At 44.3% G+C, this 25,955-nt stretch carries 24 protein-coding genes; 15 read left to right on the top strand and 9 right to left on the bottom strand.

Annotation, left to right across the window (positions count from 1 at the left end):
- Window positions 1-303: 303 nt before the first annotated feature.
- The 7 genes from J8Z23_RS23575 (at window position 304) to J8Z23_RS23605 (ending at window position 7,787) form a co-directional block, all read left to right on the top strand.
- Window positions 304-2,061 carry an SgrR family transcriptional regulator gene (locus J8Z23_RS23575; RefSeq protein WP_434635495.1) on the top strand — a complete coding sequence of 586 codons (1,758 nt, stop codon included), beginning with the start codon at window positions 304-306 and terminating at the stop codon, window positions 2,059-2,061.
- 432 nt (window positions 2,062-2,493) lie between these two features.
- Window positions 2,494-2,937 carry a PTS sugar transporter subunit IIA gene (locus J8Z23_RS23580; RefSeq protein ID WP_005391226.1) on the top strand — a complete coding sequence of 148 codons (444 nt, stop codon included), beginning with the start codon at window positions 2,494-2,496 and terminating at the stop codon, window positions 2,935-2,937.
- 12 nt (window positions 2,938-2,949) lie between these two features.
- Window positions 2,950-4,374 (top strand): PTS mannitol transporter subunit IICB, encoded by a 1,425-nt coding sequence (locus J8Z23_RS23585; RefSeq protein WP_081442488.1) that lies wholly within the window; start codon window positions 2,950-2,952, stop codon window positions 4,372-4,374.
- A gap of 47 nt (window positions 4,375-4,421) precedes the next feature.
- Window positions 4,422-5,693 carry a zinc-binding dehydrogenase gene (locus J8Z23_RS23590; protein WP_005391224.1) on the top strand — a complete coding sequence of 424 codons (1,272 nt, stop codon included), beginning with the start codon at window positions 4,422-4,424 and terminating at the stop codon, window positions 5,691-5,693.
- Window positions 5,694-5,752: 59 nt separating this feature from the next.
- Window positions 5,753-6,271, top strand: coding sequence for an MltR family transcriptional regulator (locus J8Z23_RS23595; RefSeq protein WP_005435522.1), 519 nt, complete (start codon window positions 5,753-5,755; stop codon window positions 6,269-6,271).
- Window positions 6,272-6,280: 9 nt separating this feature from the next.
- Window positions 6,281-7,015, top strand: a complete 735-nt coding sequence (locus J8Z23_RS23600) for a nucleoside/nucleotide kinase family protein (protein ID WP_243327618.1) — start codon at window positions 6,281-6,283, stop codon at window positions 7,013-7,015.
- A gap of 25 nt (window positions 7,016-7,040) precedes the next feature.
- Window positions 7,041-7,787 (top strand): phosphatase, encoded by a 747-nt coding sequence (locus tag J8Z23_RS23605; RefSeq protein ID WP_243327619.1) that lies wholly within the window; start codon window positions 7,041-7,043, stop codon window positions 7,785-7,787.
- Window positions 7,788-8,002: 215 nt separating this feature from the next.
- Here J8Z23_RS23605 and J8Z23_RS23610 read toward each other — a convergent pair whose 3' ends face one another.
- On the bottom strand, window positions 8,003-8,338 hold the full coding sequence (locus J8Z23_RS23610) for a helix-turn-helix domain-containing protein (protein ID WP_104972794.1): 336 nt from the start codon (window positions 8,336-8,338) through the stop codon (window positions 8,003-8,005).
- Window positions 8,339-8,479: 141 nt separating this feature from the next.
- Between J8Z23_RS23610 and J8Z23_RS23615 the strand changes: the two genes are divergently transcribed.
- The 3 genes from J8Z23_RS23615 (at window position 8,480) to J8Z23_RS23625 (ending at window position 11,228) form a co-directional block, all read left to right on the top strand.
- Complete coding sequence (locus tag J8Z23_RS23615; protein WP_006742087.1) at window positions 8,480-8,791, top strand: hypothetical protein; 312 nt, start codon at window positions 8,480-8,482, stop codon at window positions 8,789-8,791.
- A gap of 696 nt (window positions 8,792-9,487) precedes the next feature.
- The gene (locus J8Z23_RS23620) at window positions 9,488-10,645 is read left to right on the top strand and encodes an amino acid permease (protein ID WP_005391218.1); all 1,158 of its coding nucleotides are present in this window, start codon (window positions 9,488-9,490) and stop codon (window positions 10,643-10,645) included.
- Between the two features lie 235 nt (window positions 10,646-10,880).
- Window positions 10,881-11,228: a hypothetical protein gene (locus J8Z23_RS23625; RefSeq protein WP_301575203.1), complete on the top strand. Its 348-nt coding sequence runs from the start codon at window positions 10,881-10,883 to the stop codon at window positions 11,226-11,228.
- 151 nt (window positions 11,229-11,379) lie between these two features.
- Here J8Z23_RS23625 and J8Z23_RS23630 read toward each other — a convergent pair whose 3' ends face one another.
- The 4 genes from J8Z23_RS23630 to J8Z23_RS23645 all read right to left on the bottom strand — a co-directional run bounded on the left by J8Z23_RS23630 (window position 11,380) and on the right by J8Z23_RS23645 (window position 16,744).
- Window positions 11,380-13,251, bottom strand: a complete 1,872-nt coding sequence (locus J8Z23_RS23630) for a methyl-accepting chemotaxis protein (RefSeq protein WP_048625268.1) — start codon at window positions 13,249-13,251, stop codon at window positions 11,380-11,382.
- A gap of 447 nt (window positions 13,252-13,698) precedes the next feature.
- Window positions 13,699-15,063 (bottom strand): YjiH family protein, encoded by a 1,365-nt coding sequence (locus J8Z23_RS23635; RefSeq protein ID WP_041853121.1) that lies wholly within the window; start codon window positions 15,061-15,063, stop codon window positions 13,699-13,701.
- 455 nt (window positions 15,064-15,518) lie between these two features.
- A complete protein-coding gene (locus J8Z23_RS23640; protein WP_005391213.1) occupies window positions 15,519-16,190 on the bottom strand; it encodes a YoaK family protein in 672 nt (223 codons plus the stop codon).
- Between the two features lie 152 nt (window positions 16,191-16,342).
- Window positions 16,343-16,744: a GFA family protein gene (locus tag J8Z23_RS23645; protein WP_012842460.1), complete on the bottom strand. Its 402-nt coding sequence runs from the start codon at window positions 16,742-16,744 to the stop codon at window positions 16,343-16,345.
- Window positions 16,745-16,947: 203 nt separating this feature from the next.
- Between J8Z23_RS23645 and J8Z23_RS23650 the strand changes: the two genes are divergently transcribed.
- Entirely contained in the window at window positions 16,948-17,577 is a 630-nt protein-coding gene (locus J8Z23_RS23650; protein ID WP_434635499.1) for a hypothetical protein, read from the top strand.
- Window positions 17,578-17,701: 124 nt separating this feature from the next.
- The gene (locus J8Z23_RS23655; RefSeq protein ID WP_145472100.1) at window positions 17,702-18,985 is read left to right on the top strand and encodes a peptidoglycan DD-metalloendopeptidase family protein; all 1,284 of its coding nucleotides are present in this window, start codon (window positions 17,702-17,704) and stop codon (window positions 18,983-18,985) included.
- A gap of 115 nt (window positions 18,986-19,100) precedes the next feature.
- Here J8Z23_RS23655 and J8Z23_RS23660 read toward each other — a convergent pair whose 3' ends face one another.
- Window positions 19,101-20,921 carry a putative bifunctional diguanylate cyclase/phosphodiesterase gene (locus J8Z23_RS23660; protein ID WP_074189912.1) on the bottom strand — a complete coding sequence of 607 codons (1,821 nt, stop codon included), beginning with the start codon at window positions 20,919-20,921 and terminating at the stop codon, window positions 19,101-19,103.
- Window positions 20,922-21,103: 182 nt separating this feature from the next.
- A complete protein-coding gene (locus J8Z23_RS23665) occupies window positions 21,104-21,991 on the bottom strand; it encodes a LysR family transcriptional regulator (RefSeq protein ID WP_005391202.1) in 888 nt (295 codons plus the stop codon).
- 105 nt (window positions 21,992-22,096) lie between these two features.
- On the opposite strand from J8Z23_RS23665, the gene J8Z23_RS23670 reads away from it, so the two are divergent.
- The 3 genes from J8Z23_RS23670 (at window position 22,097) to J8Z23_RS23680 (ending at window position 24,083) form a co-directional block, all read left to right on the top strand.
- On the top strand, window positions 22,097-23,290 hold the full coding sequence (locus tag J8Z23_RS23670) for a multidrug effflux MFS transporter (protein WP_434635500.1): 1,194 nt from the start codon (window positions 22,097-22,099) through the stop codon (window positions 23,288-23,290).
- 177 nt (window positions 23,291-23,467) lie between these two features.
- Window positions 23,468-23,815, top strand: coding sequence for a hypothetical protein (locus tag J8Z23_RS23675; protein ID WP_005391198.1), 348 nt, complete (start codon window positions 23,468-23,470; stop codon window positions 23,813-23,815).
- Window positions 23,816-23,948: 133 nt separating this feature from the next.
- Window positions 23,949-24,083, top strand: coding sequence for a hypothetical protein (locus J8Z23_RS23680; RefSeq protein ID WP_005391196.1), 135 nt, complete (start codon window positions 23,949-23,951; stop codon window positions 24,081-24,083).
- A 126-nt stretch (window positions 24,084-24,209) separates the two neighbouring features.
- On the opposite strand, the gene J8Z23_RS23685 is transcribed toward J8Z23_RS23680, so the two are convergent.
- Together J8Z23_RS23685 and J8Z23_RS23690 are read right to left on the bottom strand one after the other, a co-directional pair.
- Window positions 24,210-24,824, bottom strand: coding sequence for a glutaredoxin domain-containing protein (locus tag J8Z23_RS23685; protein WP_053809571.1), 615 nt, complete (start codon window positions 24,822-24,824; stop codon window positions 24,210-24,212).
- A gap of 44 nt (window positions 24,825-24,868) precedes the next feature.
- Window positions 24,869-25,726 carry a DMT family transporter gene (locus J8Z23_RS23690; RefSeq protein WP_053809570.1) on the bottom strand — a complete coding sequence of 286 codons (858 nt, stop codon included), beginning with the start codon at window positions 25,724-25,726 and terminating at the stop codon, window positions 24,869-24,871.
- Window positions 25,727-25,955 lie beyond the last annotated feature (229 nt).

The following is a 25,955-nucleotide window of genomic DNA, read 5'->3' on the forward strand; positions in this document are numbered from 1 at the left end:
TAAAGATACGACGAATTGGGGGTGTGGTATCAGGAGCTAAGTTCTGCTTGGGGGTTAGGTCATGAGCAATTCTCTATATTTCCTGCTCGCTAAATCAGTATGGTGAAAAAAGGGGAGGTAAAAAAGAGATTAGATTTCTTCGCTTTATTCCTGATAAGACCAAATAGGTGGGTTTTTCCTACAATATAGGGACGAAATGCTAGTAAAAGGGGAACAAAGTGTTTGGAAGTTTTCTTATTTTATTGCCGCTAAGTTCAGTAAAATACGCCTATTCAATGACCTCCTAGAGTTAAGGTACGTGCGGTGTCTGATCTCAACTTATTTCGTTATTACCAACGCTTGCTCTCTTTTGGTGTTGGTAATGAAGCAAAAACTACGCTGCAAAAAATCGCCGATTTGTTGTTTACTTCGCCTCGTCATGCGCGCAGTTTGCTAGCGCAGATGCAAGAGATAGCGTGGTTAAGTTGGCGACCAAAACCGGGACGGAACCAACGTTCAACATTGTTGTTAAATGTTGAACTCAGCGCGCTAAAAGAAAGCCTTGCACTAGAGCGAATCAAGCTTGGTAAGTACGAGAAAGCGCTGTCGATTCTGGATGAAGATGAAGCTGCATTTGGGCGACTCCTCAAAACAACGTCGGGCGCATCGGTAAAAGAGGGGCGGCTCAATATTCAGCTGACCTACAAACGCATGTTCGAGCGTGTGGTTCCGCATCAACTGCAGCGAAGTAGTGAACGTTTTTTGCTTCGCCAAATTTATTGTTGTTTGGTTTCGAGCGATTACAACGGGCAGGTGCAGCCAGAGCTGGCTCATCATTGGCGTTATGATGACAGCTTGTACGAATGGACATTTTATCTTCGTCCGGGTCTGACTTTTCATAATGGCAACCCAATCGATGCCGACACGGTGGTGAGTTTGTTCGCCAAATTAAGCTCTTTGGAATACTACGAAAAAGAGCTGGCGCATGTTGCCAACATTACGGCACTTAATCCATTGAAGGTTGTTTTTAAGCTTAACCGACCTGACTTGGGTTTTGCTGGACTTATTTCTGGCGTGAAATATGGCATTCAGCCCGTGAGTCAGGTGAACGTTGCTAACAACAAGTTGGTGGTGGGGAGTGGTCCATTTTCCGTCGTTGAGCACAGTGAAAACCGTTTGAAACTGCAAGCGTTTGATGGCTATTACGCGTGTCGAGTATTAACGGATTTTGTGACGATATGGATCGTCAACGATGAACAGATGGAAAATCCATCGCTTGCCGCAAACACATTGCAACCAGAACCTGATTCTGCTGATGACATGTGCAGCCACTATATGTCGACGCCAAACAGTGAAGTATCACCAGCGAGTAAACGCAGTCGAACGGAAGACGGTTGTTTGTTCGCACTGTTTAACCATCATGCAAAGCACGCTTTGTCTCAGGCCCAGCGCCGATACATCAGTGAATTGATTCAACCTGAACAGCTAGCTGAAGTGATGCGTAATGAAAACATTATATTTGGGAGCATACCTGCTTATAACTTATTGCCTAACTGGAAACCGGTGTTGCGCCCCTTTGGAGAAGCGGTCAAGTTGCCAAAGCTGATCACCATCGCAGGGTACAATTACACGGCACTACGCCGGTGTGCACGAGCGATTTCTTCGCGTCTAAAACATGCGGGCAGCCGAGTCGAGATCGTTATGTACTCCTACCGTGAACTGAGCGAGAAAGCCAAAAACGGTACGCTTGATGAGACTCTGGTTGTCACCAATATTAACTTGGACGATAACCGTCATGCGTCTGCGTTTAGCAACTTCTTTAGCAATACTGTGCTTTACCACACCTTAGGGGCGCAAAATGCGGCGTGGTTGGATGCTCAAATGGAAAATGTCCGCGCATTCTCACCGCTTGAAGATTACCTGAGCGCGTTAGAGCCGATTGCGTCCACATTGATTAGCGAATATTGGATTGCACCTATGTTTCACCATACTCAGACGCTACGTTTTCAAGGGGTCTTGGAAGATGTCGCACTCACAAACTGGGGATGGCCAGACATACGATCCGTTTGGTCTGCGGACTGATCAAAACCGCCTGAATGGCGGTTTTTTTGTGTCTGCAATTTGGTGAAAGCCAGTGACGTTTTTATTTTTTCTAGCCAACAAGTGTGATGCTTATCTACGTTTGAGCGCGAGTGATCAAGAAACGGCCCGAAATGAACTTTGAAATTAATCACGAATTATATCGAGTCAATAGGTCTAATGTGATCTAATTTAAATAATGTAACTTTAAGAATATTTTCGAGAAGGTGATTGTATTCAAAATTCGTCTATTGACTTGTTGCTCAAATAAAATTTGTAGATTTTTTACGTGTGGGATTTTTGAGCTCTGTCCATTTAAACAAATTGACAGGCTTTAAAGTGTGACTCGAAGCGCAAAAGTAGCTCGGTTGCGCGGTTGGGACTCTGTTATTGATAATTAACCCATCAGATGACGAACTGTTGATAGGGTTAAATATGTTGTACGAGTTAATCGACCACGAACTAGTAGATGTAATTAATGATCGCGCTTACCAATGGCAAGATGCGGTTAAAAAGACAACGCAATACCTAGAAAATAAAGGTTACGTCTCCCAGCATTATGCTGATGCAATCATCCGTTCAACGGAAGAAAACGGTCCTTACTATGTGTTATGCCCTGGATTGGCAATGCCTCATGCCCGACCTGAAACTGGTGTTTTAAAAACAGGCTTAGGCATTCATATTTTCCCATCACCTGTTGATTTTGGATCGGATCTCGGTCCGGCCAATATTCTTATTACCTTAGCTGCGAAAGACTCTGATACCCACATTGAGGTGATTCAAGCGTTGAGCGAGATGTTTGTGGATGAAGAGAACATTGCAAAACTGGCACAAGCCTCTTCCAAAGAACAAGTGCTAGACATAATAAAAGCATACTAAAAGGAACATAACGTGAAAGCAAACATGCGAGCCAATGTGCAAGCCTTCGGAGGTCATTTGACCGCCATGGTGCTGCCAAATATCGGAGCCTTTATCGCTTGGGGCTTTATTACTGCACTCTTTATTCCTACGGGCTGGATGCCAAACGAAGCCTTTGGCGAACTCGTGGGGCCAATGATCACTTACTTGCTGCCACTTTTAATTGGTTACACTGGTGGTCAGATTGTTGGTGAAAAACGCGGCGCGGTAGCGGGGGCTATCGGTACGATGGGCGTGATTGTCGGGGCTGACATACCGATGTTTGTTGGCGCAATGATCATGGGCCCACTGAGTGCTTGGGTTGTAGTGCAAGTGGATAAACGTATTCAACACCGCATCCCTTCTGGTTTTGAGATGGTGGTCAACAACTTCTCGTTGGGTATCGTCGGTATGTTGTTGTGTTTGTTCGCTTACGAGATTGTTGGCCCTTCAGTCACCGCAGCAAACTTGTTTGTGAAATCAGGCATCGAAGCGTTGGTTGCGACGGGTTTCCTGCCTCTGTTAGCGATCATTAACGAGCCTGCGAAAGTGCTGTTCCTAAACAATGCTATCGACCAAGGTATTTATTACCCACTAGGTCTGCAAGCGGCCGCAGAAACGGGCAAGTCCATCTTCTTTATGGTGGCGTCTAACCCAGGCCCTGGTCTTGGTATGCTGCTGGCCTACGCGAAGTTTGGTCAGGGTTTGTCTAAACGCTCTGCGCCAAGCGCCATCATCATTCACTTCTTTGGTGGCATTCATGAGCTGTACTTCCCATATGTACTCATGAAACCAATCATGATTGTGGCAATGATTGCTGGTGCGGCGACAGGCATCGCAACCTTCAACCTATTTGATGCCGGTTTGGTCGCGGGCCCAAGTCCAGGCTCTATCTTCTCTTACCTTGCTCTTACTCCGAAAGGTAGCTTCATCGCGACCATCGCAGGTGTGACAAGTGCAACGATTGTCTCTTTCTTGGTAGCAAGTGCGATTCTGAAGGTGAGCAAATCAGAAGAAAAAGAAAGCGAGTTTGAGAAGTCAGTTTCTGACATGAAAGAGATGAAAGCGGAAGGCGCAGTTAAGCCAGTTGCAGCTGCTACGACGCAAGAACTAAGCAAACCAATTTCATTCGTCGCATTCGCTTGTGATGCAGGTATGGGCTCTAGTGCAATGGGCGCTTCGACCTTCAAACGCAAGCTAGTACAAGCTGGGATAGAGATTGAAGTGAAGAACTTTGCCATCGAGAAAGTCCCGAGTGAAGCCGACATCGTCGTGACGCACGAGAGCTTAGAAAGCCGCGCAGTCAACGCGACAGGTTTACCAGTCGTAACGATCAAGAACTTCCTCAACGACCCAGCGCTTGACGAGCTGATGGACAAGATTAAGCAACAAGCGGTCGCGACTGAGCAACCAGCCTAACAATGCAGTTTGGGGCGGCAGGTATCGCCCCATTTAGGAGATAAATCATGGTACAAACAACGGCAGCGGTTATCTGTGGTGAGAAAAACGTTCAACTAAGAACTTTTGATTTGCCAAGCATTTCAGCCGATGAACTTCTGGTTAAAAACATTTCAAACAGCATTTGTCTATCCACTTACAAAGCAGCATTGTTAGGTAGCAAACACAAACGCGTTCCTGAAAACATTGACGAAGTGCCAGTGATGACAGGTCATGAATACGCAGGTGTGATTGTTGAAGTCGGTGAGAATCTAAAAGACCGATTCAAAGCTGGCGATTACTTTGTTCTGCAACCTGCCATGGGCTTGCCAACAGGCTACTCGGCGGGCTACAGCTATGAGACATTTGGCGGCAACGCGACGTATTCCATTATTCCTAAAATCGCTATCGACCTAGGCTGCGTGCTGCCTTACCACGGCGATTACTTTGCTGATGCGTCGCTGGCTGAGCCAATGTCTTGCATTATCGGTGCGTACCATGCGAGCTACCACACCACGCAATACGTGTACGAGCACGATATGGGCATCAAAGAGGGCGGAGCATTAGCGCTACTTGCGTGTGCTGGCCCAATGGGCATTGGTGCGATTGACTATGCGATCAACGGCCCTGTAAAGCCAAAACTGATCGTGGTGACGGACATCGACGCCGCGCGTTTAGACCGAGCTGAAAGCCTCATTCCCGTTGCAAAAGCCAAAGAGCAGGGCGTAGAACTGCACTACGTGAACACGGCTCAAATCGACGACCCGGTCACGTATCTCAAAGCACTCAACGGTGGCAATGGTTATGACGATGTAATGGTCTACGCGGCGGTTGCTCAAGTGCTTGAGCAAGCGGATGAGCTACTTGGCAATGATGGTTGCTTGAATTTCTTTGCTGGCCCAACGGATAAGAACTTCAAAGTGCCGTTTAACTTTTACAACGTGCATTACGAATCAACCCATATTGTAGGGACGTCCGGTGGTTCAAAGGGTGACATGGTGGAATCTATAGAGCTTTCCTCACAAGGTAAGATCAATCCATCGTTCATGATCACGCATGTTGGTGGCTTACAAGCTGCACCCCATACGATTTTGAATCAGTTGGATATTCCGGGCGGTAAGAAGTTGATTTACCCGCATATTGACCTGCCATTGACCGCGATTGATGATTTCTTATCGTTGGTAGACCAAGACCCGTTCTTCGCCGAATTAGACGCAATTTTGAACGCTAATAACTATGTGTGGAACGCACATGCAGAAAAAGCGTTACTTGAGTTTTATGACGTGAGCTTAACGGTTTAGTTGCAACGAATTTGTGTGGTAGCCTTTGCGCTGCCACATAATGGAGAGGTCATAATACGTTGTCACGTGAAGACGAATTACTGGAGAAACTGGACGAGTGCGAAAATGCGACTGCGTTTCTTCAGGTTTCTAACAAAATAATTAACCTCAAGTTAAAAGCATTACTTCCGAGCGTGTTCGTCCAAGACGATCTGGTGAAGGAGTATGCTGTGGATCCTTTATTGAAAGAAGATGGTCCGTTGGTGACGACCGATGTGGTATCGAAGCTGATGTTTGCGATGGGCAAAATCTCTTTGGAAACTTACGCCGATATCGGATTGTACGATCAGGTCTTGGAGTACGTGGTTAGCCAACCGGAGAAAGTCGAATTCGCGGATGACGTGATTTATGATTTCATCAAAAACCAAGCGGTACTCTCTTCTCAGCAAGACAGCTTTTATCTTGAATCGATCAATCAGCTTAAGTTCTCTTCGTTTGAGTCCTTTTCGCAAATGAGATACGAATCTCTCATCAAAACAGTGTTGAAGCTGTCATGTGAAATGTTGATAGAAAGAATCGAAGGGGAGATCAATCAATAAGGGTTCACCATGAAAGTGAATTTAAACGTCAGTGGTTTTGAAACCGAAGCTACCTTTCCTGATGCCGACGTAAAGCGAATCCATCAACCTCTTATCGAAAAATTTACCCGCCTATATCATGAGAAGCAGGAGCGCATTGTGGTGTTCTTGTGTGCCCCTCCGGGTAGTGGCAAGTCAACCCTTGCTGCGTTCTGGGAATACCTCTCTGAACAAGATGAAAACCAAGAGCCACTTCAGGTTCTGCCTTTTGATGGTTTCCACTATCCAAATGAGATCCTCGACAACAATACGATTGAACGAGATGGCGAGCTCGTGCCTCTGCGCAGTATTAAGGGATCCTATCAAACATTTAATCTGACGGAGCTTATCGACAAGCTGAAACAGCTTAAAGTGAAAGACAGCAAATGGCCTTACTACGATCGCAACTTACATGATCCTGTGGATGATGCCATTCAGGTTAAACGCAATATTGTCGTCGTCGAGGGCAACTGGCTGCTGTTAGATGAACCAGTATGGAAAGAACTGCATCGCTTGGCCGATTTCACCGTCTTCGTAGATACACAGCCTGAGTTTCTACAAGAGCGTTTAGTCAATCGTAAGATTCGTGGTGGTACAGAGCCAGAAGCTGCATTGGAGTTTTATTTGAACTCAGATGCCGTAAATGTAGATAAGGTTTTAAATCACTCGATTCCAGCGGATCTCACGCTGTTTCTGAATCAAAACGGTTCGTTCGAAATTCGATAATTCGTCCACAACTTAGGAGGTCACCATGGATATCGTCGTTGATAGCCACACCCATACTATTGCCAGTGGACATGCTTACAGCACCATTTTAGAGAACGCATTGTCCGCCAAGAATAAGGGGCTAAAACTTCTTTGTACCACCGATCATGCTCCCGAAATGCCAGGAGCCCCTCACTACTGGCATTTCAATAATCAAAGAATTTTGCCCCGCTTTTTACACGATGTAGGTATTCTCCGTGGTGTCGAAGCCAACACGCTGAATGTGAAAGGGGAGATAGACTTACCATCGTCTTCTGACCAACATCTTGACTGGGTGATTGCGAGTTTCCATGAACCCGTATTCAAGCCCGCAACCGAAGCTGAGCATACTGCCGCTCTAATAAATGCGATTAAAAGCGGCAGAGTGGATGTTCTTGGTCACTTAGGTAACCCAAATTACCCATTCGATATGGAACAGGTGCTGCGCTGCGCGAAAGAGCACAATGTTGCGGTTGAAGTTAACAATACATCTTTGACAGGCAAAAGCCGTAAGGGCAGTGATTCCCGTTGTGATCGCATTGTCGAGCTGGGCAAAGAGATTGGCGTTTACTTCAGTACCGGATCTGATGCGCACTTCTGTGAAGAGATCTCTAAGTTAGATTTGGCGATTGCTTTGCTGGAAAAACACGGTGTGGAAGAAGAGAAGATACTCACTACGTCGACGAGCCGATTCTTGAACTTCTTATTGCTGAGAGGTAAGGCGAGGATTCCAGAGTTTAAGGATTTTTACTAAGTAAAATCCCAAACACATTAAATGAAGTATTTTCTTATACAGCCCTAAAACCCGCCAAGCTGCGGGTTTTATTCGTTTTGGGGAGGCGTAGAACAAACAACGCGACTGTGATTTAAAGCGTGAAAAGAAGAATCAATGAAAAAGGGAACGAAGGCCATAATTCGAGAATATTATAGGACGAGCGGGAATTTTATTGCTCTTAATCAGTCATAAGGTTATGAGCCGCTTTTTGTGTTCCGCTGTTCAATAACGAGCGATAACAGGCGAACAAGTAGGGACTGAGCTTCAGGAGACAGCAAGCGTGCAACGGCAATTAGATCATCCGCTGTTACGTGTTGAACGTCTCTTATATCCAATGCGATGTCGAGATCGGTCAAATGCAGAGAGCGCAGTATGGAGCGATATTGGGAAAGTTTCAGGTCGGATTCTCCACGCTCTATCCGTTGATACGTTTTCACGCTCATCCCTGCGATGTTTGCCATTTGTTCACGGGAGAGGCCACTCGCTTTTCTTCTCGCAATCAGTGCTTCAATAATAGGATCGACCTGCATGTGCTCTCCTGAAAGGACAGTTTTGACCTAAATAAAGCAAGAAGTGGACCAGTTTAACCATCTCATATTTACCTGTTTTGCAATCAGTATAAGAATAGCTATCTAATAAAAATGTACATATTTTAGTCAGTTATAAACTCAATGGAAAAGTATCAATCATACAAATCAATCGAGACAAAATCCTCAATTCGCAAAATGCAACGCATTTTAGATCAATTATTTAGCGAGCTTAATGAGCAGCATCGTGTCACTAAAGAAAATGTTGTCGCTCTGACTCGACAGTCTCAACAGAGGTTGATGAACTACAAAGAGCTTTATCTTCATAAAGAATCGATAGGTGAGGTAGAGTTGCAGATTGCGTATGAAAATATGAGTGTGACTGAGAAGCAGGTCGCGGATATGGGCGTTTCAGCATTAACTTATATCATCGGAGCGTTAGATAAAGCGTATTAATAGAATGGGCAAGCTAGCTTAGATTTAGACAGTTTGGATAACACCAAAAAGAAAGGATGCAAATGCTGGGGAACCACACCCAGCATTCGGACACTCATTTACCTATAGTTTCGAACCGTAAATCAGTGTTTAGAGGTATGTGAACCGAACAGTGTCGGTACGCAGCGAATAATAGCGATATTGTCCGATCTAGGCTACGCCCCTGGAATCTAACACCTTTACTTGAGCTGTAAATTAATTTGTACACCCATCCAAAATTGAGCGGTTGAGCACGTTCTTACTCTCATTAGGCGATAAAAGACTGATTAGTGATGAAAATAACAACACATCTTAGGTGAATGAGGAGAGTTGTTAAAATATATCGCTATAAGATTGACCTTTTGCTTTTCAATCGTCCTGCTTATGCCTTACAATCTTTTCGAACCAAATCCATTCACAACGAATGGGGTTGATGAATTAAGATGAACAATTTTGCTTCGAACCCAAAGTTGTGCGCATTTCATCAACGATGACATCGCCCAAAACGACTCTCAAGTGTTCATGTGCAATTGAATTAACCACCTTTTGCTGCATGTTTTCTTAGCCATATAGGGTTCTTGTAACCAAATTTTGGTTGAGTAGAGCGTTTTGTTGGGTGTGCTTTGGATGTAGCACAACTGGCGAGAAATAAACGGATTGAATTTAGAGGTATTAACCGTGAACCTAAAACTTGTCGGCAGTTCCCTGATCGTTGCAGGTACTGCTCTTGGCGCTGGTATGCTTGCCATACCTATGGTGCTTGCTCAATTTGGCCTCCTTTGGGGCACTCTTCTTATGTTGTTCATCTGGGCTGGGACGACTTACGCTGCGCTGCTCCTTCTTGAGGCCAGTTGCAAAGTAGGCGGCGGAGTGAGCATGAATGCAATTGCTCGCGAAACGCTAGGTAAAGGTGGCCAGTTGGTAACCAACAGCTTGCTTTACGCCCTGTTAGTTTGTCTATTGATGGCTTATATCATTGGTGCGGGTGATCTCGTACAAAAAGTAACAGCCTCAATTGGGCTGCCAACATCTACGATCGCAAGCCAAGTCGGTTTTACTCTTTTAGTCGGTATCATTGTTTCGGCAGGCACAGGGGTTGTAGATAAGCTTAATCGCGGTTTGTTCCTAGGCATGATCGTGGCGTTGATCCTGACACTTTTTGCGCTTGCACCAAGCGTCTCGTTTGAGGGACTTGATGAAGTCGTGAGTGACGATAAGATGGCGCTAATTAAGACAAGCTCGGTGCTTTTCACCAGTTTCGGTTTTATGGTCGTGATCCCATCGCTTGTAACTTACAACAAAGAAGCGAGCAAAACTCAACTGCGTAATATGATTATCGTGGGTTCAACTATTCCGCTTGTTTGTTACTTATTATGGTTATTAGCAGTTGTCGGTAACCTACCACCTCATGAGCTTGTTCAATACTCCAACGTAACGGAGTTGATCTCGGTATTAGGTCAGCAATACGAAGGTTTGGAGTTTATCCTATCCATGTTCACTGGGTTAGCACTGCTAACGTCGTTCTTAGGTGTGGCAATGGCGCTATATGATCAAAATGCAGACCTACTGAAAGCAAGCAAGCCGGTGATTTTTGTTACTACGTTTGTGCTACCACTACTAGGTGCTGTATTTGCGCCAGAACACTTCTTGGCTATTCTTAGCTACGCGGGGATTATTCTTGTGTTTCTCGCGGTCTTTGTCCCATTATCAATGACAATGAAAGTGCGTCGAGTGCCAGTAGAAGATGACAATATTTATGAAGCTGGTGGCGGCGTAATGGGAATGAGCATGATCTTCCTGTTCGGCTGTTTCTTGCTGTTTGCCCAAGCAGTATAAAATCACGCTAGCTGATTTAAAAACTGAGCCGCTCGTTGTATAACGGGCGGCTTTTTTGTGTTTATAACCCGAACACAGAGGACTTAAAAAGTTATCAATATCAGTGATGCTTAACCTTTCTCTGATAATCACGATAAGCTTTGACCTTGTTGTAAAATTCCTTGGCGAAAGGCTGACATGTGCAGTTAGTTATCTACCTATTATGTTGCTATTGATATTAATAAGAGGCTCTGTTGTGTCAAAGCAATTATCTTTTGCCATGGTTGGCGTTATATTGTCTTTAGGTGTGTTCAGTACAGAAGTGATGGCTGACCCGAAACATAGGCATGGTCATCTATATGATCACCATCATGAGCATCACCATCATCATAAACGCAAGCACAAGCATAAACATAAGCATAAGTATAAACATCGTGACGTTATTTATGTGGAGTCTCGACGACCAAGACGCAGTTACTACTACCACGACCGAATTCCTCGTAATAGTACCTACATAAAGATTGGAGATTTCACCTATTTAAAAGTGGATGATCGTTATTATCGTCGCTCCAATGACCGCTATATCCATGTTGAATTCAATTAGAGTGGGAAAGGCAGCATAGCAAGCGTGATAACAGTTTTGAGCCGAGTGGCAACAACACTAAAAACTAGGCGTTCTAAGTCTAGATACCACTGCGATAGAGGTCTAAAAACAAAAACAGCGAGCATTGGCTCGCTGTTTTTTTAGGTGAAGACTAGACTGTAAATCGGTTTAATATTTGATCTTGTTTATGCACATCTTCTTGCTGTGCCTGCATAGCATCGTTAGTTCGATTCGCAGATTCGGCGACTTGAGTCGATAGGTCTTTAATATTCACCGTATTGTTGTTGATCTCTTCCGCAACTAAGCTTTGCTCTTCCGCCGCTGAGGCGATTTGTAAGTTCATATCAGAAATACGCTGAATTGCATCACGAATACGTTGTAACGCGTTGTTTGCCAAGTCTGCTTTTTCTACGGCTTCTACAGCGCTACCCTTGCTTTGATGCATAGCATTTGCCACAGATGATGCGCCAGATTGCAGCTGCTCAATCATAGTACGAATTTCTGTTGTTGATTCTTGGGTTCGTTGCGCCAGTGTACGAACTTCATCAGCAACGACGGCGAAGCCTCGGCCAGATTCTCCCGCACGTGCAGCCTCAATTGCGGCATTCAACGCGAGTAAGTTCGTTTGGTCCGCAATATCGTTGATGACTTTTAGAATCGTTTCGATGTTGGCGGTTGCAGATTCAAGCACTTGCACTTCTTCGACAGCAAGGTCAATGCTATCGGAAAGCATATTGATCGTTTGTGTCGATTCACCGACCACAGAAGAGCCCTCAACCGTTGCTTGATCAGCTTCTTTGGCTGCACTCGCTGCGCCTTGCGCATTATTGGCAACTTCAGTCGCGGTAACAGACATCTCGTGCATCGCGGTGGCTAATTGTTCTAGCTCTTGTAGCTGAGTTTGAATAGCACCTGCCGAATCTTTTGCACCCTCAGCGGTGATTTGAGTGCCATTCAAAATTTGATCAGAAATACTCTTCGACTCGATAATTTGCTGTTGCAAGTTTTCCATGAACGTATTGAAGTTTGTAGCAAGCTCTGAGAATTCTTGGTCAGTATCAGTTTCAAGGCGCTGTGTAAGATCGCCTTTCCCAGACGCAACACCTTTAATCGCGTTGTTTAAAGTGTCCAGCGGACGCATGAGCGTGCGAATGAGTAGAGTCAGTGCAATAACAGAAGCAATCACGGCAATGATTGAATAAATAATAGCGCTGTTGCGAAGCTCTCCTACGGCAGAGTAGGCGATAGCTTCATCAATAACTGAACCCACGTACCAGTTCTCGCCAGGGATGTGAGTCAAGTTAATCATATAACGATCGCCATCGATCTCAATGTGTTGCGTTGATTGTGTAAGATCAACCTGTGGCAGGTAGCTACCAACTTTTTCACCGTTGTACTTACTTTGAGGGTGGGCAATGGTTGTCCCATCAGCGGTGACCAAAAATAAGTAACCAGCGTCAAACAGATTAACTTGGTTGACGAGGTCAGAAAGGGTAGTGAGCTCGAGGTCATAAAACATACCAGCTAAGAACTGGCCGTTTTCTTTTACAGGTGTACCAACAGAGATGATAACGTTTTTTGAAGACGCATCGACGTATGGGTCTGTTACGACCAAATCGCCTTTGTTTTTAGCTGCGATGAACCAAGGACGTTGACGCGGATCGTAGTCTGGTCCTGCTTCCCAGCCGTCGTCATTTTCAATCACGAAGCCATTGCTTTCATAACCAAAGCCAATCGCAAGAAAGCTGGCTTTTGGTGTTGGTCGCTCAAGAATGTTCTGAACGTAGTTGTGTGAACTTGGATTAAGTTCGATAACTTCAGTAATAGAACGAGCGAGATCCTTTTTAGCATTCATTTCTGATTGCACGGTATTGCCAACACTGGTCAATATCTCGTTCACACTCGAGTCAATGTGCTCCTGCGTTTGGGAGCGGATCGTCATAACTTGTTGCGTCGACAGTAGTGACACGGTAATTAGCAGCAAAAATGACGAGGCTGTGACAACCTTATGTCTAAATTTCATGAGCTTTCCTCTGATTCTCCCGGTTGGCTTCACTATGCTTTCACCTCTTTTTGAACGGGCGAATTCGGCATCAAGAGAAACCTATTGTGTTTGGTTATCTTTTTAATCGACATCTTTGTCAAAAACATGAGTCTATTTGTTGTCTTTTTTAACCAAATTTAAACAAAACGGTAAGTTACGACAAAAACCGTGAGTTTGATCAGATTTGTGCGCTCTGTTAATGAAAGCGTCATAATGAAAAGAATTGCGTAAAGCATAGTGTTTCAGGTTGGCGTTATTGGTGAGATGAGAGCGACTTAACTGTCGTAAAAGGGGGCGTGATTGGAGCTGTTCGTTGTACGTTATGAGCGTTTGCTAATTAAGTGATCTGAATAGAGCTGTAGATAGAGTTTTAGACATAAAAAAGGCCCCGACAATGCGGAGCCTTTGTTGATTGATGCTTTGATTTTAGAAAATCAGATGAGCAACACCAGCAATCACAGGTAATGTGATTAGCGTACGCAGAATGAAAATAACGAACAGTTCTACAATGTTTACTGGAATTTTGCTGCCTAGTAGTAGGGCGCCAACTTCTGACATGTAGATAAGCTGAGTTACTGACATTGCTGCAATAACAAAACGTGTCATTTCATTATCAATTGATGCCGCTAAAATTGCCGGGATAAACATATCCGCAAAGCCAACAACAATAGTCTGTGATGCGGCGACAGCTTCTGGAATTTGCAGTAGCTCTAGGTATGGAATGAATGGCTGACCTAGAATTTCAAATACAGGAGTGTACTCTGCAATCACTAATGCTACGGTACCCAGACCCATAACCACAGGTAGTACGCCAAACACCATGTCGATTGCGTTATGTACGCCTTCTTTAAATACAGACTGAACAGATGTTACCTGACCCGCGCGCTTAAGTGCTAGATCCATACCCCATGAGAATGTGGTGTGGCCTTCTGGTACGGCGTCAGCATCTTTATCTGGGTTGCTGCCATCAATGTAGCGATCTTTCTTCAGGCTTAGCGGCGGTAAGCGAGGAATGATAACCGCAGCGACAATACCTGCTAAACAGATTGCGCCGTAGAAAGGTAGGAACAGATGCTCTAACTGTACCTGAGCGATAACCACTAAGCTAAACGTGATCGATACTGCTGAGAACGTTGTCCCGACAACAGCGGCTTCACGCTGAGTATAGAATTTATTTTCGTACTGTTTGCTGGTTAGCAAGATACCAACACTGCCGTCGCCTAACCAAGACGCCATACAGTCAATTGCACTACGGCCAGGCAGGTTGAATACCGGGCGCATTATTTTACTCAGTAATGCGCCAAACAGCTCAAGAAGACCAAAGTTCAGAAGAAGCGGAAGGAGTAGGCCCGCAAAAATGAACACCGCAAACAAAGTTGGTAGAAGACCGGTAAGAACAAGGCCACCTGTGTTTTCTTCCCAAATCGCTTTTGGACCCACTTGGAAGAATGTCATTAATACGGCTGCACCGCCGATTAAGCGAACAACAAGCCATAGTGGCGATGGATTGAAAAGACCGTTTAAAAATCCATTACGTAAAATCGCTGCAGGCTTGAAAATTTTGCAAAGAACAGAAGCGACTGCCATGAAAGCGATGATACTGGTGACGATAGCGATCAAGGTATCGCCTAATACTGCCGGGATGACTTTTGCCATAACCGCAACAGGGATAGTTAGGCCGCCATCGTATGAGATCGGAGCCATAAAGAGTAGAAGACCGATTAGGGAAGGGATGAAAAACATCCAAAAGTTGCCCTTAGGAGCTTCAGTAGCATTAGTGGTGTTATGCATAGTTGTCTCGTGTTACTACTAGTCAATACTTGCCATTTCCATGACATAAATATTCACTAAACATCCGTATTTAATCACAGTTTTGCGGAGGGTACCCGCAAACTGCATCCATTGCAATACTATTCATTAAATACATCTAGTTATTCAGCCGATTTGTCGGGTAATTGGTCAAATAACGTATAAGTGTATATGAATATGTTGCTTGTGTTAGAAAATTGTAGCACGGAGCGAGGGCAGCGCAGAGAATTATGGGGCGCATTGTGACTGGAATAATAAAACGGTAAACAAATGTGACTTTGATCTAACTAACTTTTTGCCGGAAGCCCTGTTAGCCCTAGCTCTTATAAGGTTTTTTAGCTGCGTTACAACACGATAAAACGTTTATTATGATGTGCAGCGGTGAGAAAGTTGAGCTACAACCGATTGAAGCATTCGGCCTCAATCGGTTCGAGATTTTATGCTTTTTGTTGGCGACTAAGCACGTAAAGGTAACTCCAGTAGATCAGAGCCGTAGCGAAAGCCAATATTGCAGGGAAAACGAGCGTATATAATCCATACACCACGAATAGTGCGGCTCCTGCGACCCCGCCAAGCAAGAATCCGAAGAAAATGAATAGGAATAGCTTTGCTTTACGTCGATCAAATTGACGACCTCTTAAGCTTTCTCCAATCATAATCCCCAGATCGGTGATGATCCCAGTCATATGTGTGGTTCTGACTACTGCGCCGCTGAATGTAGTGATCATTGCGTTTTGTAATCCACATGCTGCTGACGCTAGATATTGGCCGTACAAATCCCCTTGCACCAAAAAGCCCAAACTGAGTAGGAGCAAGCTCCCTTCTATGCACAGTGCAACACCATATCTTCGCCCTAGTTTTAACGCACTGCTCTCAATAAAAAAGCCGCTAAAGGCAGCACCGATCAAAAAGCTAAATACGATGAAGAGCAGGTGAATGGAGCTATCCACACCTGTTAGCAAGCTGTTCCCTAGCTGAGTTACGGTTCCCGAAAGATGTGTTATCGCTTGATGTTGAAAGCCGAGAAGACCAACGGCATTGACGCAGCCCGCGAGAAGGGCAAGTAGAAACGCGCCATATTCCACCCAACGAGGAAGTCTGGAAATCACAATAAAACCCCACCAAATGTTAGGAGCCGATTATAACGCTCACACCGCGTTACGAAACCCCTTACAGTAAAACTCGGTTGATCATTCTCAAAAAAATCTCATTTATAGAGCTTTTGCTTTGACCATGATAACGACATAGAGGGGGATTTCCCCTACCTGATGTGTTCCATTGTACATTCGAAACTCACCCATCCATGTTTCCTCTGCTCATAGATGGAAACCGTTGGTTGGTGGAACTCTTTATCAGTAAAAAGACCGACGGGAATGATCATGATTTCAGGAAATGTAGAGACCAATAAGCGCATTGTCGTGCCGCAAGAAGGGCAAAACTCATACTGAACCTCGCTGCCATCATCCCCCATTCGGGTATAGCAGGTGACTTCACCGTTTAAGGTTACGTGCTCTTTATCAAAGCGAGCCTGTACCCCAAACACACTGCCTGTCCGCTTTTGGCATTCAAAACAATGGCAGACAGACGTACGGATGGGTTCTCCCTTACAACGGAGCTCAACTAAACCGCAAGCGCATTCGCATGTATGAATGGTTGTTGTCATCGTGATTACCTATTCTTCCCAATACACCAATGAATTTGGAACACTGAGAGCAGTGTCAGTGGCCAGTTATGAACTCTGGGCTTGAAAATCATTTGGATACAGTCAGTTTAGTTTAATTTTGAAACACTTGAAGGGATGAAATCATTTGGGTATACAATGCTATACTCGCTTTTTCATTTATGCCTTTAAACAAGGAAGTCTTCATGGCTCACAAAAGAATCCTGCCGATACCACTTATTCTTCTTATTCCGATCGTATTATTGGTCGTGGTTGTGATCGCGGGTGTTTATCGCTTTAGTTTGTCTGATGAAGAGATCATGGCTAAGTTCCCTCAAACAGAAGTAGAAACCAATGTTATTGTGCAAGAGACGCTGGGAATTACTTCACGCAACCCATGGACGGTTCAAGTACCAGAGCAGGGAGCGGTCACTTTTCTTGATGAGTGGGATAAAGAAAACGGCTATTTGATAGGTGATTATGACGCAGGTGCGACAAAAGGTCAGGTACTCGTTCCAACTGCGTTTATTAGTCAGCGTGAGATTGAGAGTGTTTCATGGATTGCTGCACCGATGATTGTAACGACACAAGGTAGCGGTTCGTTTAACTATGTTGGCTTGTTTAAGTTTGACCCCGTGCCGAGCCGAGTTGTCCTTTTAGACAGTATTTTTGTCGGTGACCGCGTTAAATTTACCCAAATTACATGGGAAAGTGATGCCATTATCACGCTTTCATATTTAGCGCATGGTGACGATCAAGCAATGGCAGATACGCCAAATCAATTAAATTCATCCACATTAAAGCGCGTAGGGAATAACTTACATATGCAACAGTGATGAATTTTTTTTGAGTTCTGTAAAAATTCAGTGTTTTCTGCGCTAGATCTCGAAATTTCATAGTGATTTCTTATACGGGAATGCATAAGCTATGAGCCTTGTTTGAAAGGAGATAGTAATTCCCGTGTCTACAAATGAAATTACAAGACGGTTGCCGAATCTGACAAGTCGTAGAGCGCTGCTGTTATACTCCTTGCCAGTTTTAGTTGCGATTGGTGTTTCTCACTCTCTCAAAGAGTCATCTTTAACCAAAACCATCGCACTGAACCTGCCTGAATCTCAGGTCGTTGAAAAAATTCTTGATGCGACAACTGCCGAAGTTGTCACTCCCCCGAACTTCGAATATCAAATCCAAGCAGGTGACAACCTAAGCACTATTTTTAGCCAGCTCGGTTTCGGTTACAGCTCGTTAATGAAAGTAATGGAAACGGATTTGAACTACCTTGCACTTGATACACTAAAGCCGGGCAACACGCTCCGCTTTTGGCGTGATGATGCGACAGGTGAGTTAGAGAAAATGGAACTGCAATTTTCTATTGCAGATAAAGTGGTCTACCAACTAAATAGTGATGGTAGCTATGACTTTACCGATATCTCGATTCCTGGCGTGTGGCGCCAAGAACCATTGGTTGGTGTTATTCAAGGCAGTTTCTCTTCTTCTGCAAGTCGATTAGGTCTAACGTCGGCAGAAGTGAGTCAAGTTGTGAGCTTACTCAAAGAGCAGCTCAACTTTGGGCGTGATCTTCGTGCAGGTGATCGATTTGAAGTCGTTCGTCGTTCGCAAAGCATCAATGGTATACCAACGGGCAAGAACGAAATTGAGGCGATTAAGATTTACAATCGCGGACGTGAAATCACAGCTTACCTTCATACTGATGGTCAATTCTACAATGCCAAAGGCGAGAGCTTGCAGCGCGCATTCCAGCGTTATCCTGTAAGTAGCCGTTGGCGTATCAGTTCTGGCTTCAATCCCAATCGTTTACATCCAGTAACGGGGCGTGTCGCGCCGCACAACGGTACTGACTTTGCCGTACCAACCGGTACTCCAGTCGTTTCTACTGGTGACGGTACAGTGATCATGACTCGTAAACACCCTTATGCGGGTAACTACGTGGTTGTTGAGCACGGCAGCAAATACAAAACCCGTTACTTACACCTAAGTAAGATCCTGGTGAAGAAAGGGCAAAAGGTTTCTCGAGGCCAGCGTATCGGTCTTTCCGGTAAAACAGGTCGAGTGACAGGGCCACACCTTCACTATGAATTGATTGAATACGGCCGTCCAGTTAACGCTATGCGAGCAAACATCCCAATGGCGAGCTCTGTTCCTAAGAAAGAGATGGCAACCTTTGTCGCGAACAGAGATGAAATGGATAAGCTATTACGCGATAAAGAGAAAGCAGTGCTGTAACAAAGTACTTCGCTCAAAAAATAAAAAGAGACTAAGCATAGCTTGGTCTCTTTTTATTTTTTACTTTTTGCATTAACTAGATTTACATTCCATGACCGTCTCTTGTTTAGAGCTCTTAGGCGCTCCGCACTTCACGTTCATTTATCAGGTGTACGATTTCATCAACACTGTGTGGGCGAGAGTAGAAATAGCCTTGAATGTAGTGGCAGCCCATTTCAATTAATTTTTGTAATGCTCTATCGTCTTCTACGCCTTCGGCAATCAAATCCACATCAAGCAGTTCTGCTAATTGCGCTATCAAAAACACTACTTGTTCAGAGGTTGTATTTGAGAGCATGTTTTGAACGAAGGTTGCATCGATTTTAATGCTATCAATCGGATAATTGTGTATATAGTTCAAACTTGAGTATCCCGTACCAAAATCATCCAACGCGACTTTAAAACCTAAGTACCGTAATGAGTTAAGTACCATCTGTTCACGACCACTTTGCGAGAGTAAAACGGTCTCGGTGAGCTCTATAACAAAGTCTTTTGCTTCATGCTGATACTTTTCAACCATGTTAGTTAGGTGGTTAATATAGCGGTTAGAGTCGACCAGCTCATAGGCAGAGCAATTGATAGAGAGTTTGACTTTGTATCCTAAGTTGGCTTCTAGCTCTTGTTTCGCGATACATGCGAGTTCAATAATACGTTCACCCAACTCGATAATCAGGCCTGATTGTTCGGCAGCTTCAATGAATTCCGCAGGGGAGATGTTTCCGTAAACATTGCTGTTCCAGCGGGCTAGGATTTCAAAGTAATTCCAGCGATCGCTTGTGATATCTACGATTGGCTGAACAACGACATACAACTCTTCGCTATCATGTATGTTAGCGCTTAGTTGAATGCGCATAGCTTCAATAAGCTGCGTTCTACGGTGATAAAGGGCGCTAAGGTGTGTGTCGTAATGCTGAATTCGTGTATCGCGATGTTTTTTACAGTCTTTGAGAGCGAGACTGGCATTCAAAATTAGCTCATCGCTGTTCAACATATGTACTGGTGCGCGCGCGATACCAATACTAACAGTGAAAGAAATTCGGTTAGATTTGTCGCTGTAGCCGCTTTCAATTTTGTCGAGTACTTCCTGACACACGGCGACAGGATCTTCGTCGTAAGTAATGAAGGCGAATTCATCTCCAGCGACACGAAAAGCGTTGTTTGGCGATGACAAGCTCTGTTGAATGGCGTTTGCCGTAAACTTAATAATTTGGTCGCCGATGTAGTTTCCGTTGATATCATTGATCGATTTAAAGTTATCGATGTCTAGATAAGCCAAACTGAATGGACGAGTGGCCTGTTGCGTCAATGTCTCCAAGGTATCAGCTAAGCAACTACGGTTGAGCAGCCCAGTTAGGTTATCATGCGATACTTCATAGCTAAGCTGATTAAGAAGCTTATCTGAACGTTCACTGACCCACTTTTCACGTAAGCTGTGAATAATGACATTGGCATAAAAGCGGTGGAAGTCGAGGATATCTTGCGCTTCCTTAGCGTGGATGCTTCGGGTAAAGGTGGACAATAAAATTCCCAGAACCTCGCCATTTTGTGTCTTTAATGGCAGACCAATGTAAGCTTGAATACCATCCTCTTGAAACATCTGATCTTCAGGAAAGCGTTTGTAAACTTGGTCCTGATAGAAAATATGTTCGCCAATGTCTTTTGCCACTTTTTCACAGGGGGTGCCTGAAAGGTGGTAGCTTAGATTGTCTGTAATTTTTCCATTGCTGGCGAAGGAGATGGTATGAGCCGAATGCTGAAGATGCGCAACTTCTACAACGCAAGTGCAATGGCTCTGCAATTGTTGATGAATATCTAACGTGACTCGGTTTAGCTGAGCCGTGCCGTTTAGCTTCAATATTTCATCAATTTTGTGGAAACTGATTTGTACCTGACCCATTGAGCATTTCACCTAGCGTTGTGATTACCATATCGTGTGAGACACGAAGAATTATTATTTGATATGCATCAAATAAACTATCGGTTACTAAGGCGAATTTTTCAAATTTTGTGAACGAACAAATCATTATTTTCATGTTTTTATGCTTGAACCTCATCGATATATAGCGCTAGAAATTCAAGCTAAGCACGCTTCTCCTCTTCTAATCGCGATTTGAGATAATCGAGGAATAGCTTAGTCCGGGTATGCTGATAATCCAGCTTTGGATAGTAGGCATATACAGTGGCTTTATCCGCTGTGATATCGGGCAGGATAGGGACTAACGCGCCGGATTTGAGATCATCTTTGATCATGACGTTATTCGTCATCAGAATACCCATGCCTCTTTTGGCACCATGAAACAGCGCTTCTGGGTTGGTCGTGGCAAAGTTACCGGACAAGCTGATACGTTTGCCTCGATTGGTTTTGATTTCTCGTGAGGGCTTTTCACCCCAAATCAGGACATTATGCTCTGTCAGATCCTCAACGCATTGTGGGGTGCCATATTTTTTTAGGTAACTAGGCGCGGCGTAAAACTGGGCTTTATGTTCGAAAAGTGCGGTGGCTTTGAAACTTAGCGAATTAAGTTGCTCTAATTCCCGGCTAATAAACAGGTCTAAGCTGAGCTCTGGCAATTGGCCCGGTAGCGTTGTCGTTAATTGAAGCGTAATGTCTGGATATTTCTCAAGAAAATCATCTAGGTAATGCACCAAAAACTTAGAACCAACCGCCAGTGTCGCGCCAATTTTCAATAACCCCGCTGGTGATTGATTGACTGAGCGAGTTTCATCTAATACTGATTGCCATGAATCCAACTGATTTTTTGCTCGTTGATAAAACAGCGCACCAGCTTCGGTTTGGCTAATAGAGCGGGTCGTGCGTTTAAGTAGCTGAACGCCAATTTTATCTTCTAGCCATTGAACTCGTTTACTGATAGCTGAGCTGGTGGTATTGAGTTTCCGCGCTGCAGCATTAAAGCTACCTTCTTCGACCACACGAATATAACTCTTCACGCTTTGAATCCAGTCCATTGTGTCTCCTTGGGAATTAATTCCTTTCCAACTTAGCTGATTATCATCTTTGAGTATCAAATATACACTGTTTGCCATCAATCTGTCACAAAGTAGGAGGAACGTTTGCGTAAAACACCATTGTTATTAGCGATGATGATCATTGCCACAGGCCAAGTTGGCGTTAGTATTTATCTTCCTTCTTTACCATTGATTGGTCATGACTTGAATTTGCCGCAACATTCGATTCAGAATCTCGTCACACTATTTCTCGTTGGTTTCGGTATCTCTCAGCTTTTTTATGGCCCATTGTCTGATGCGATTGGTCGTCGACCAGTATTTATTCTGGGCCAAAGTGTGTACCTAGTTGGTACGGTTATTTGTATCGCCTTTTCGGACAACATTATTGCTCTTGAAGCGGGGCGGTTACTTCAAGGTTTGGGAGCGGGCAGTGCCTCGGTGCTTGGTCGCTCCGTATTGCGTGACAGTTATGACGGTATGCAATTAACCAAAGCGCTATCTTATATTTCAGTCACGGCATCTGTGATGCCAATTATTGCTCCGCTGTTTGGTGGTTGGATTGCTTTTCACCTGAGCTGGCATGCTGTCTTTGTGTTTGTGCTGATTTACTTAATGGCAATTTTTACGCTTGGTTTATTGGTGCTGCCAGAAACGCTGCCTTACCCGAAGCGAAAATTTAAAGTAGGCCAGGTGAGTGCAAATTATTTGCGCCTGTTAACGAATACTCAAGTGATTGGTAGTGCGAGCTACAACTGGCTTAGTTATTTATCGGCTCTGGTCACGCTCTCCTTGTATCCATTTTTAATGCAACAAGAGTTAGGCTTAACGGCGGCAGATTACGGTTCTTTGATGATCATACCGTCAATTGGTTTGCTGACGGGTAGCTTGGTGCTTAATTTGATCAACGCTCGTTACAAAGCTCAGCAAATCTTGCTGATGAGTTTCGCGATTGTTGCTATTGCTGGCTTCATGTTGTTGGTTACACCCTTCAGTGTATTTTCATTACTAGTGGCATTTACGTGTTTAAGTTTTGCCCAAGGCATGTCGTTTCCGGTATCAATTAGTTTGTTGCTGTCGCCACATAAGCAACAGGCCGGAGCGGTTTCTGCGCTATCTGGATCAATTCAAATGTGTTTAGCCGGGTTGTTTGGCGGATACTTGGTAGATTCTTGGGTCACGAATCAAAACCAGCTTGGGGTGTTTTATTTGTTTATTGCGTTACTTTCTTGCTTTGTTCTCGTACTAAGCCAATTTCGTAAAGTGCCAGAAGGGACGATTCAAGCAGAAACTTCCACCTGAATATACTTGCAACGAAAGAGGCAGCTTTCTAAAATGCGCTGCTAAATTAAGTCAGGATCATTGTGTATATTGAATGACTCAGTTTGAGAGGAAGAGGGCAATGCCTGATGCTCCTCTCAGCTTGGGGATACCTTTCTGCCCAAATGACTATCCGATCTCTAATCGTTAGGTGAAAGAATGCAACAAAACGAATTTGAAACACTGGTAAAAGAAATTACTCAGCAAGAAAGCATGCCAAAGGCACTCGAAGTCTTGAAGGCGTGTGAGGAAGAAGAAGTTGCACAAGCGGCACAATCCCTAACGGGTCAGTTTGGTCTTGCAGAAGTTGATGGCGAGAAACGTATTTACCATATTACCACTCAAGAAGACGAGTCCGGAGAAGAGCAAGAATACGTGGAGCACGTCATGAATGAAGGCGATCACTTGATCAAATTTGCTGCGTGGTTCTTTGAAACGTTCTTTGAAATCAAACAGAAAGATACGTACGTCGCAGCGGGTAAAACATACCAGCAACCTAAGCGATAGGCGCCCGTTTCGAAAAAGTAATCAGAACTAACCTGAAAGTTAATTACAAAATAAATGTGACGCCAGTCTTGTTTTTATCTAATTGTGGTGTAAAATTACAACATAGTTAAGTCAATACATTCAGGAGAAGGTCATGGGTAACGAACTTGGTGGTGCTTATATTGGCCAGATGATTGCAAAAGACGCGATGCACAAAGCGCTTTACGGTAAAGCGAAGAAGAAAAAAGCTTCTGTTTTTGCTCGTGTTATGAAAAAACTGGCGAAATAATTTAAAAAGCCCTGATTGAAGAATCAGGGCTTTTTGCTTTTATCTGTCTTGTTTTTAGTGGCAGCCTACATATTGAACAACATTGGTAAACCACTACTCAAAGACGGATGGCATTTGAATCAAACGCTAAGCGGATTGGCTTGGTATCTCCACGACATTATTAGGCACTTTATCTAGCCCCTTTGCTGCTAACCACTTTTCTAAATCGTCAGCGCCTCCAACATACTTTCCATCCAACCAGATCTGCGGCACTGTTACCGGCGTTTTTTCTCCAATGATGGCTTTTACTTCGGGGATCATGCGATACAAAGCGGCGCTGTCTTTAACCACGTCATGATACTCGTATTGAACACCAGCATCGTCAAGTAGTTGTTTCGCTTTGACACAGTAAGGGCAGGTGGCTTTACCATAAACAATGTTGCCTTTTAGCTCATCGCGTTTGACCCATTCAGCGATAACTGATTGCACAAGCACGCCCCGGTTTAGCGCTTCTCCTTGGCTGACCACTTTTCCTTCGACAATAAGAATCGGTGCATGCCAGGCCCCTGCTTTTAATGGTTCCCACCAATGTGATAACCAATCTTTTACTTCCAGTTCAACGGGGACATCAGCGAGTTCGTTTTTAAAAGTATCCGTCAAAATATCTTTAGTTAACGTACATTCACCACAAGGAATATTGACTTTGAATGGACCCCAACTACCAGCCCAGCGGTACAGTGTAATTTTGATTGGTTGACTCATATGGTGTTCCTCATTTCCTTTCCTGAAAATATAGAACCTTGAAATTAGACTTTTCTTTCAACTAGCTTTGTCTTTTTCGATTCCCAGTGCGTAATAAACGCAATGGAGGCAATAATAATCGCGGCGCCTAGCCATAAACGACCAGGTGGTACCCAGCCAAACACCAACCAGCCAGCAACGACATTCAAAGGCAGTTTTGCGTGATCAAATGGTTGCACAAACGAGGCGTCTGCAACTGCGTACGCTTTAACGATAGCCCATTGAGCGAGTGCTGTAAGCGCGCCTGCGGCTAAAAGTACGCCCCATATCGTCCAGGTATTTGGCATCGTAAATGTCGGTATTGCCAATAAGATATTAAACGGCGTTATCAGCAGTAATAAATAGACAACCATGGTTGAGGGCGGATCGTTGACCGACATTTTCTTTACCATCAGAGAATACGCTGCCCAGAAAAATGCGGCGCCAACAGGAAGCAGGGTCGCCCATGTAAATGAATCTGCCCACGGCTCAAGAATGATCATAGCACCAACAAACCCTGTTAATGTTGCTAACCAGCGTGCAGTACCTACTTTCTCTTTGAGTAACAAGCCAGATCCAACCGTTGCAAATAATGGAGAGGTCATCAGCAGCGCAATGCCTTGCCAAATCGGAACTGGATAAGCGAGTGCCCAAAGCCAAAGCTGAATCCCGATAACAGAGAGAAAAATACGGAAGGCATGCCAACCAAAGTGTTGGGTTCTTAGTGAGCGTCTAATTCCAAGTGTACGCAGATAGGGCAGAATGACAAATAAGGCAATAGCATATTGGAATAATGCGAATGTGGTGGAAGAGACACCAAAGTTGATGCTAGCAATTTGGGCGAAGCTGTTCACTATGGCGAATGCCAAGCCAGCTGTTAGCATCCAGGACGCACCTTGAACAGGATGATGATTCAATTGAAAAATTCCAGTTTGATAGAGGTGGCGGGATCATACGTCCTATTGTTTTTCGCGCCAATAAAAAAATGCCTCCCAGAGGGAGGCGACATTACCAATTCAAAGGACGTGCCTGTTATAACAGGTACAAAGAACGAGAAGCACAAACGCTGCCATGCATTTGCATAAATAATATTGCAGAACGCGTGCCAATTTT

The sequence above is a fragment of the Vibrio sp. SCSIO 43086 genome (assembly GCF_051132235.1).
Lineage (GTDB): Bacteria > Pseudomonadota > Gammaproteobacteria > Enterobacterales > Vibrionaceae > Vibrio > Vibrio diabolicus.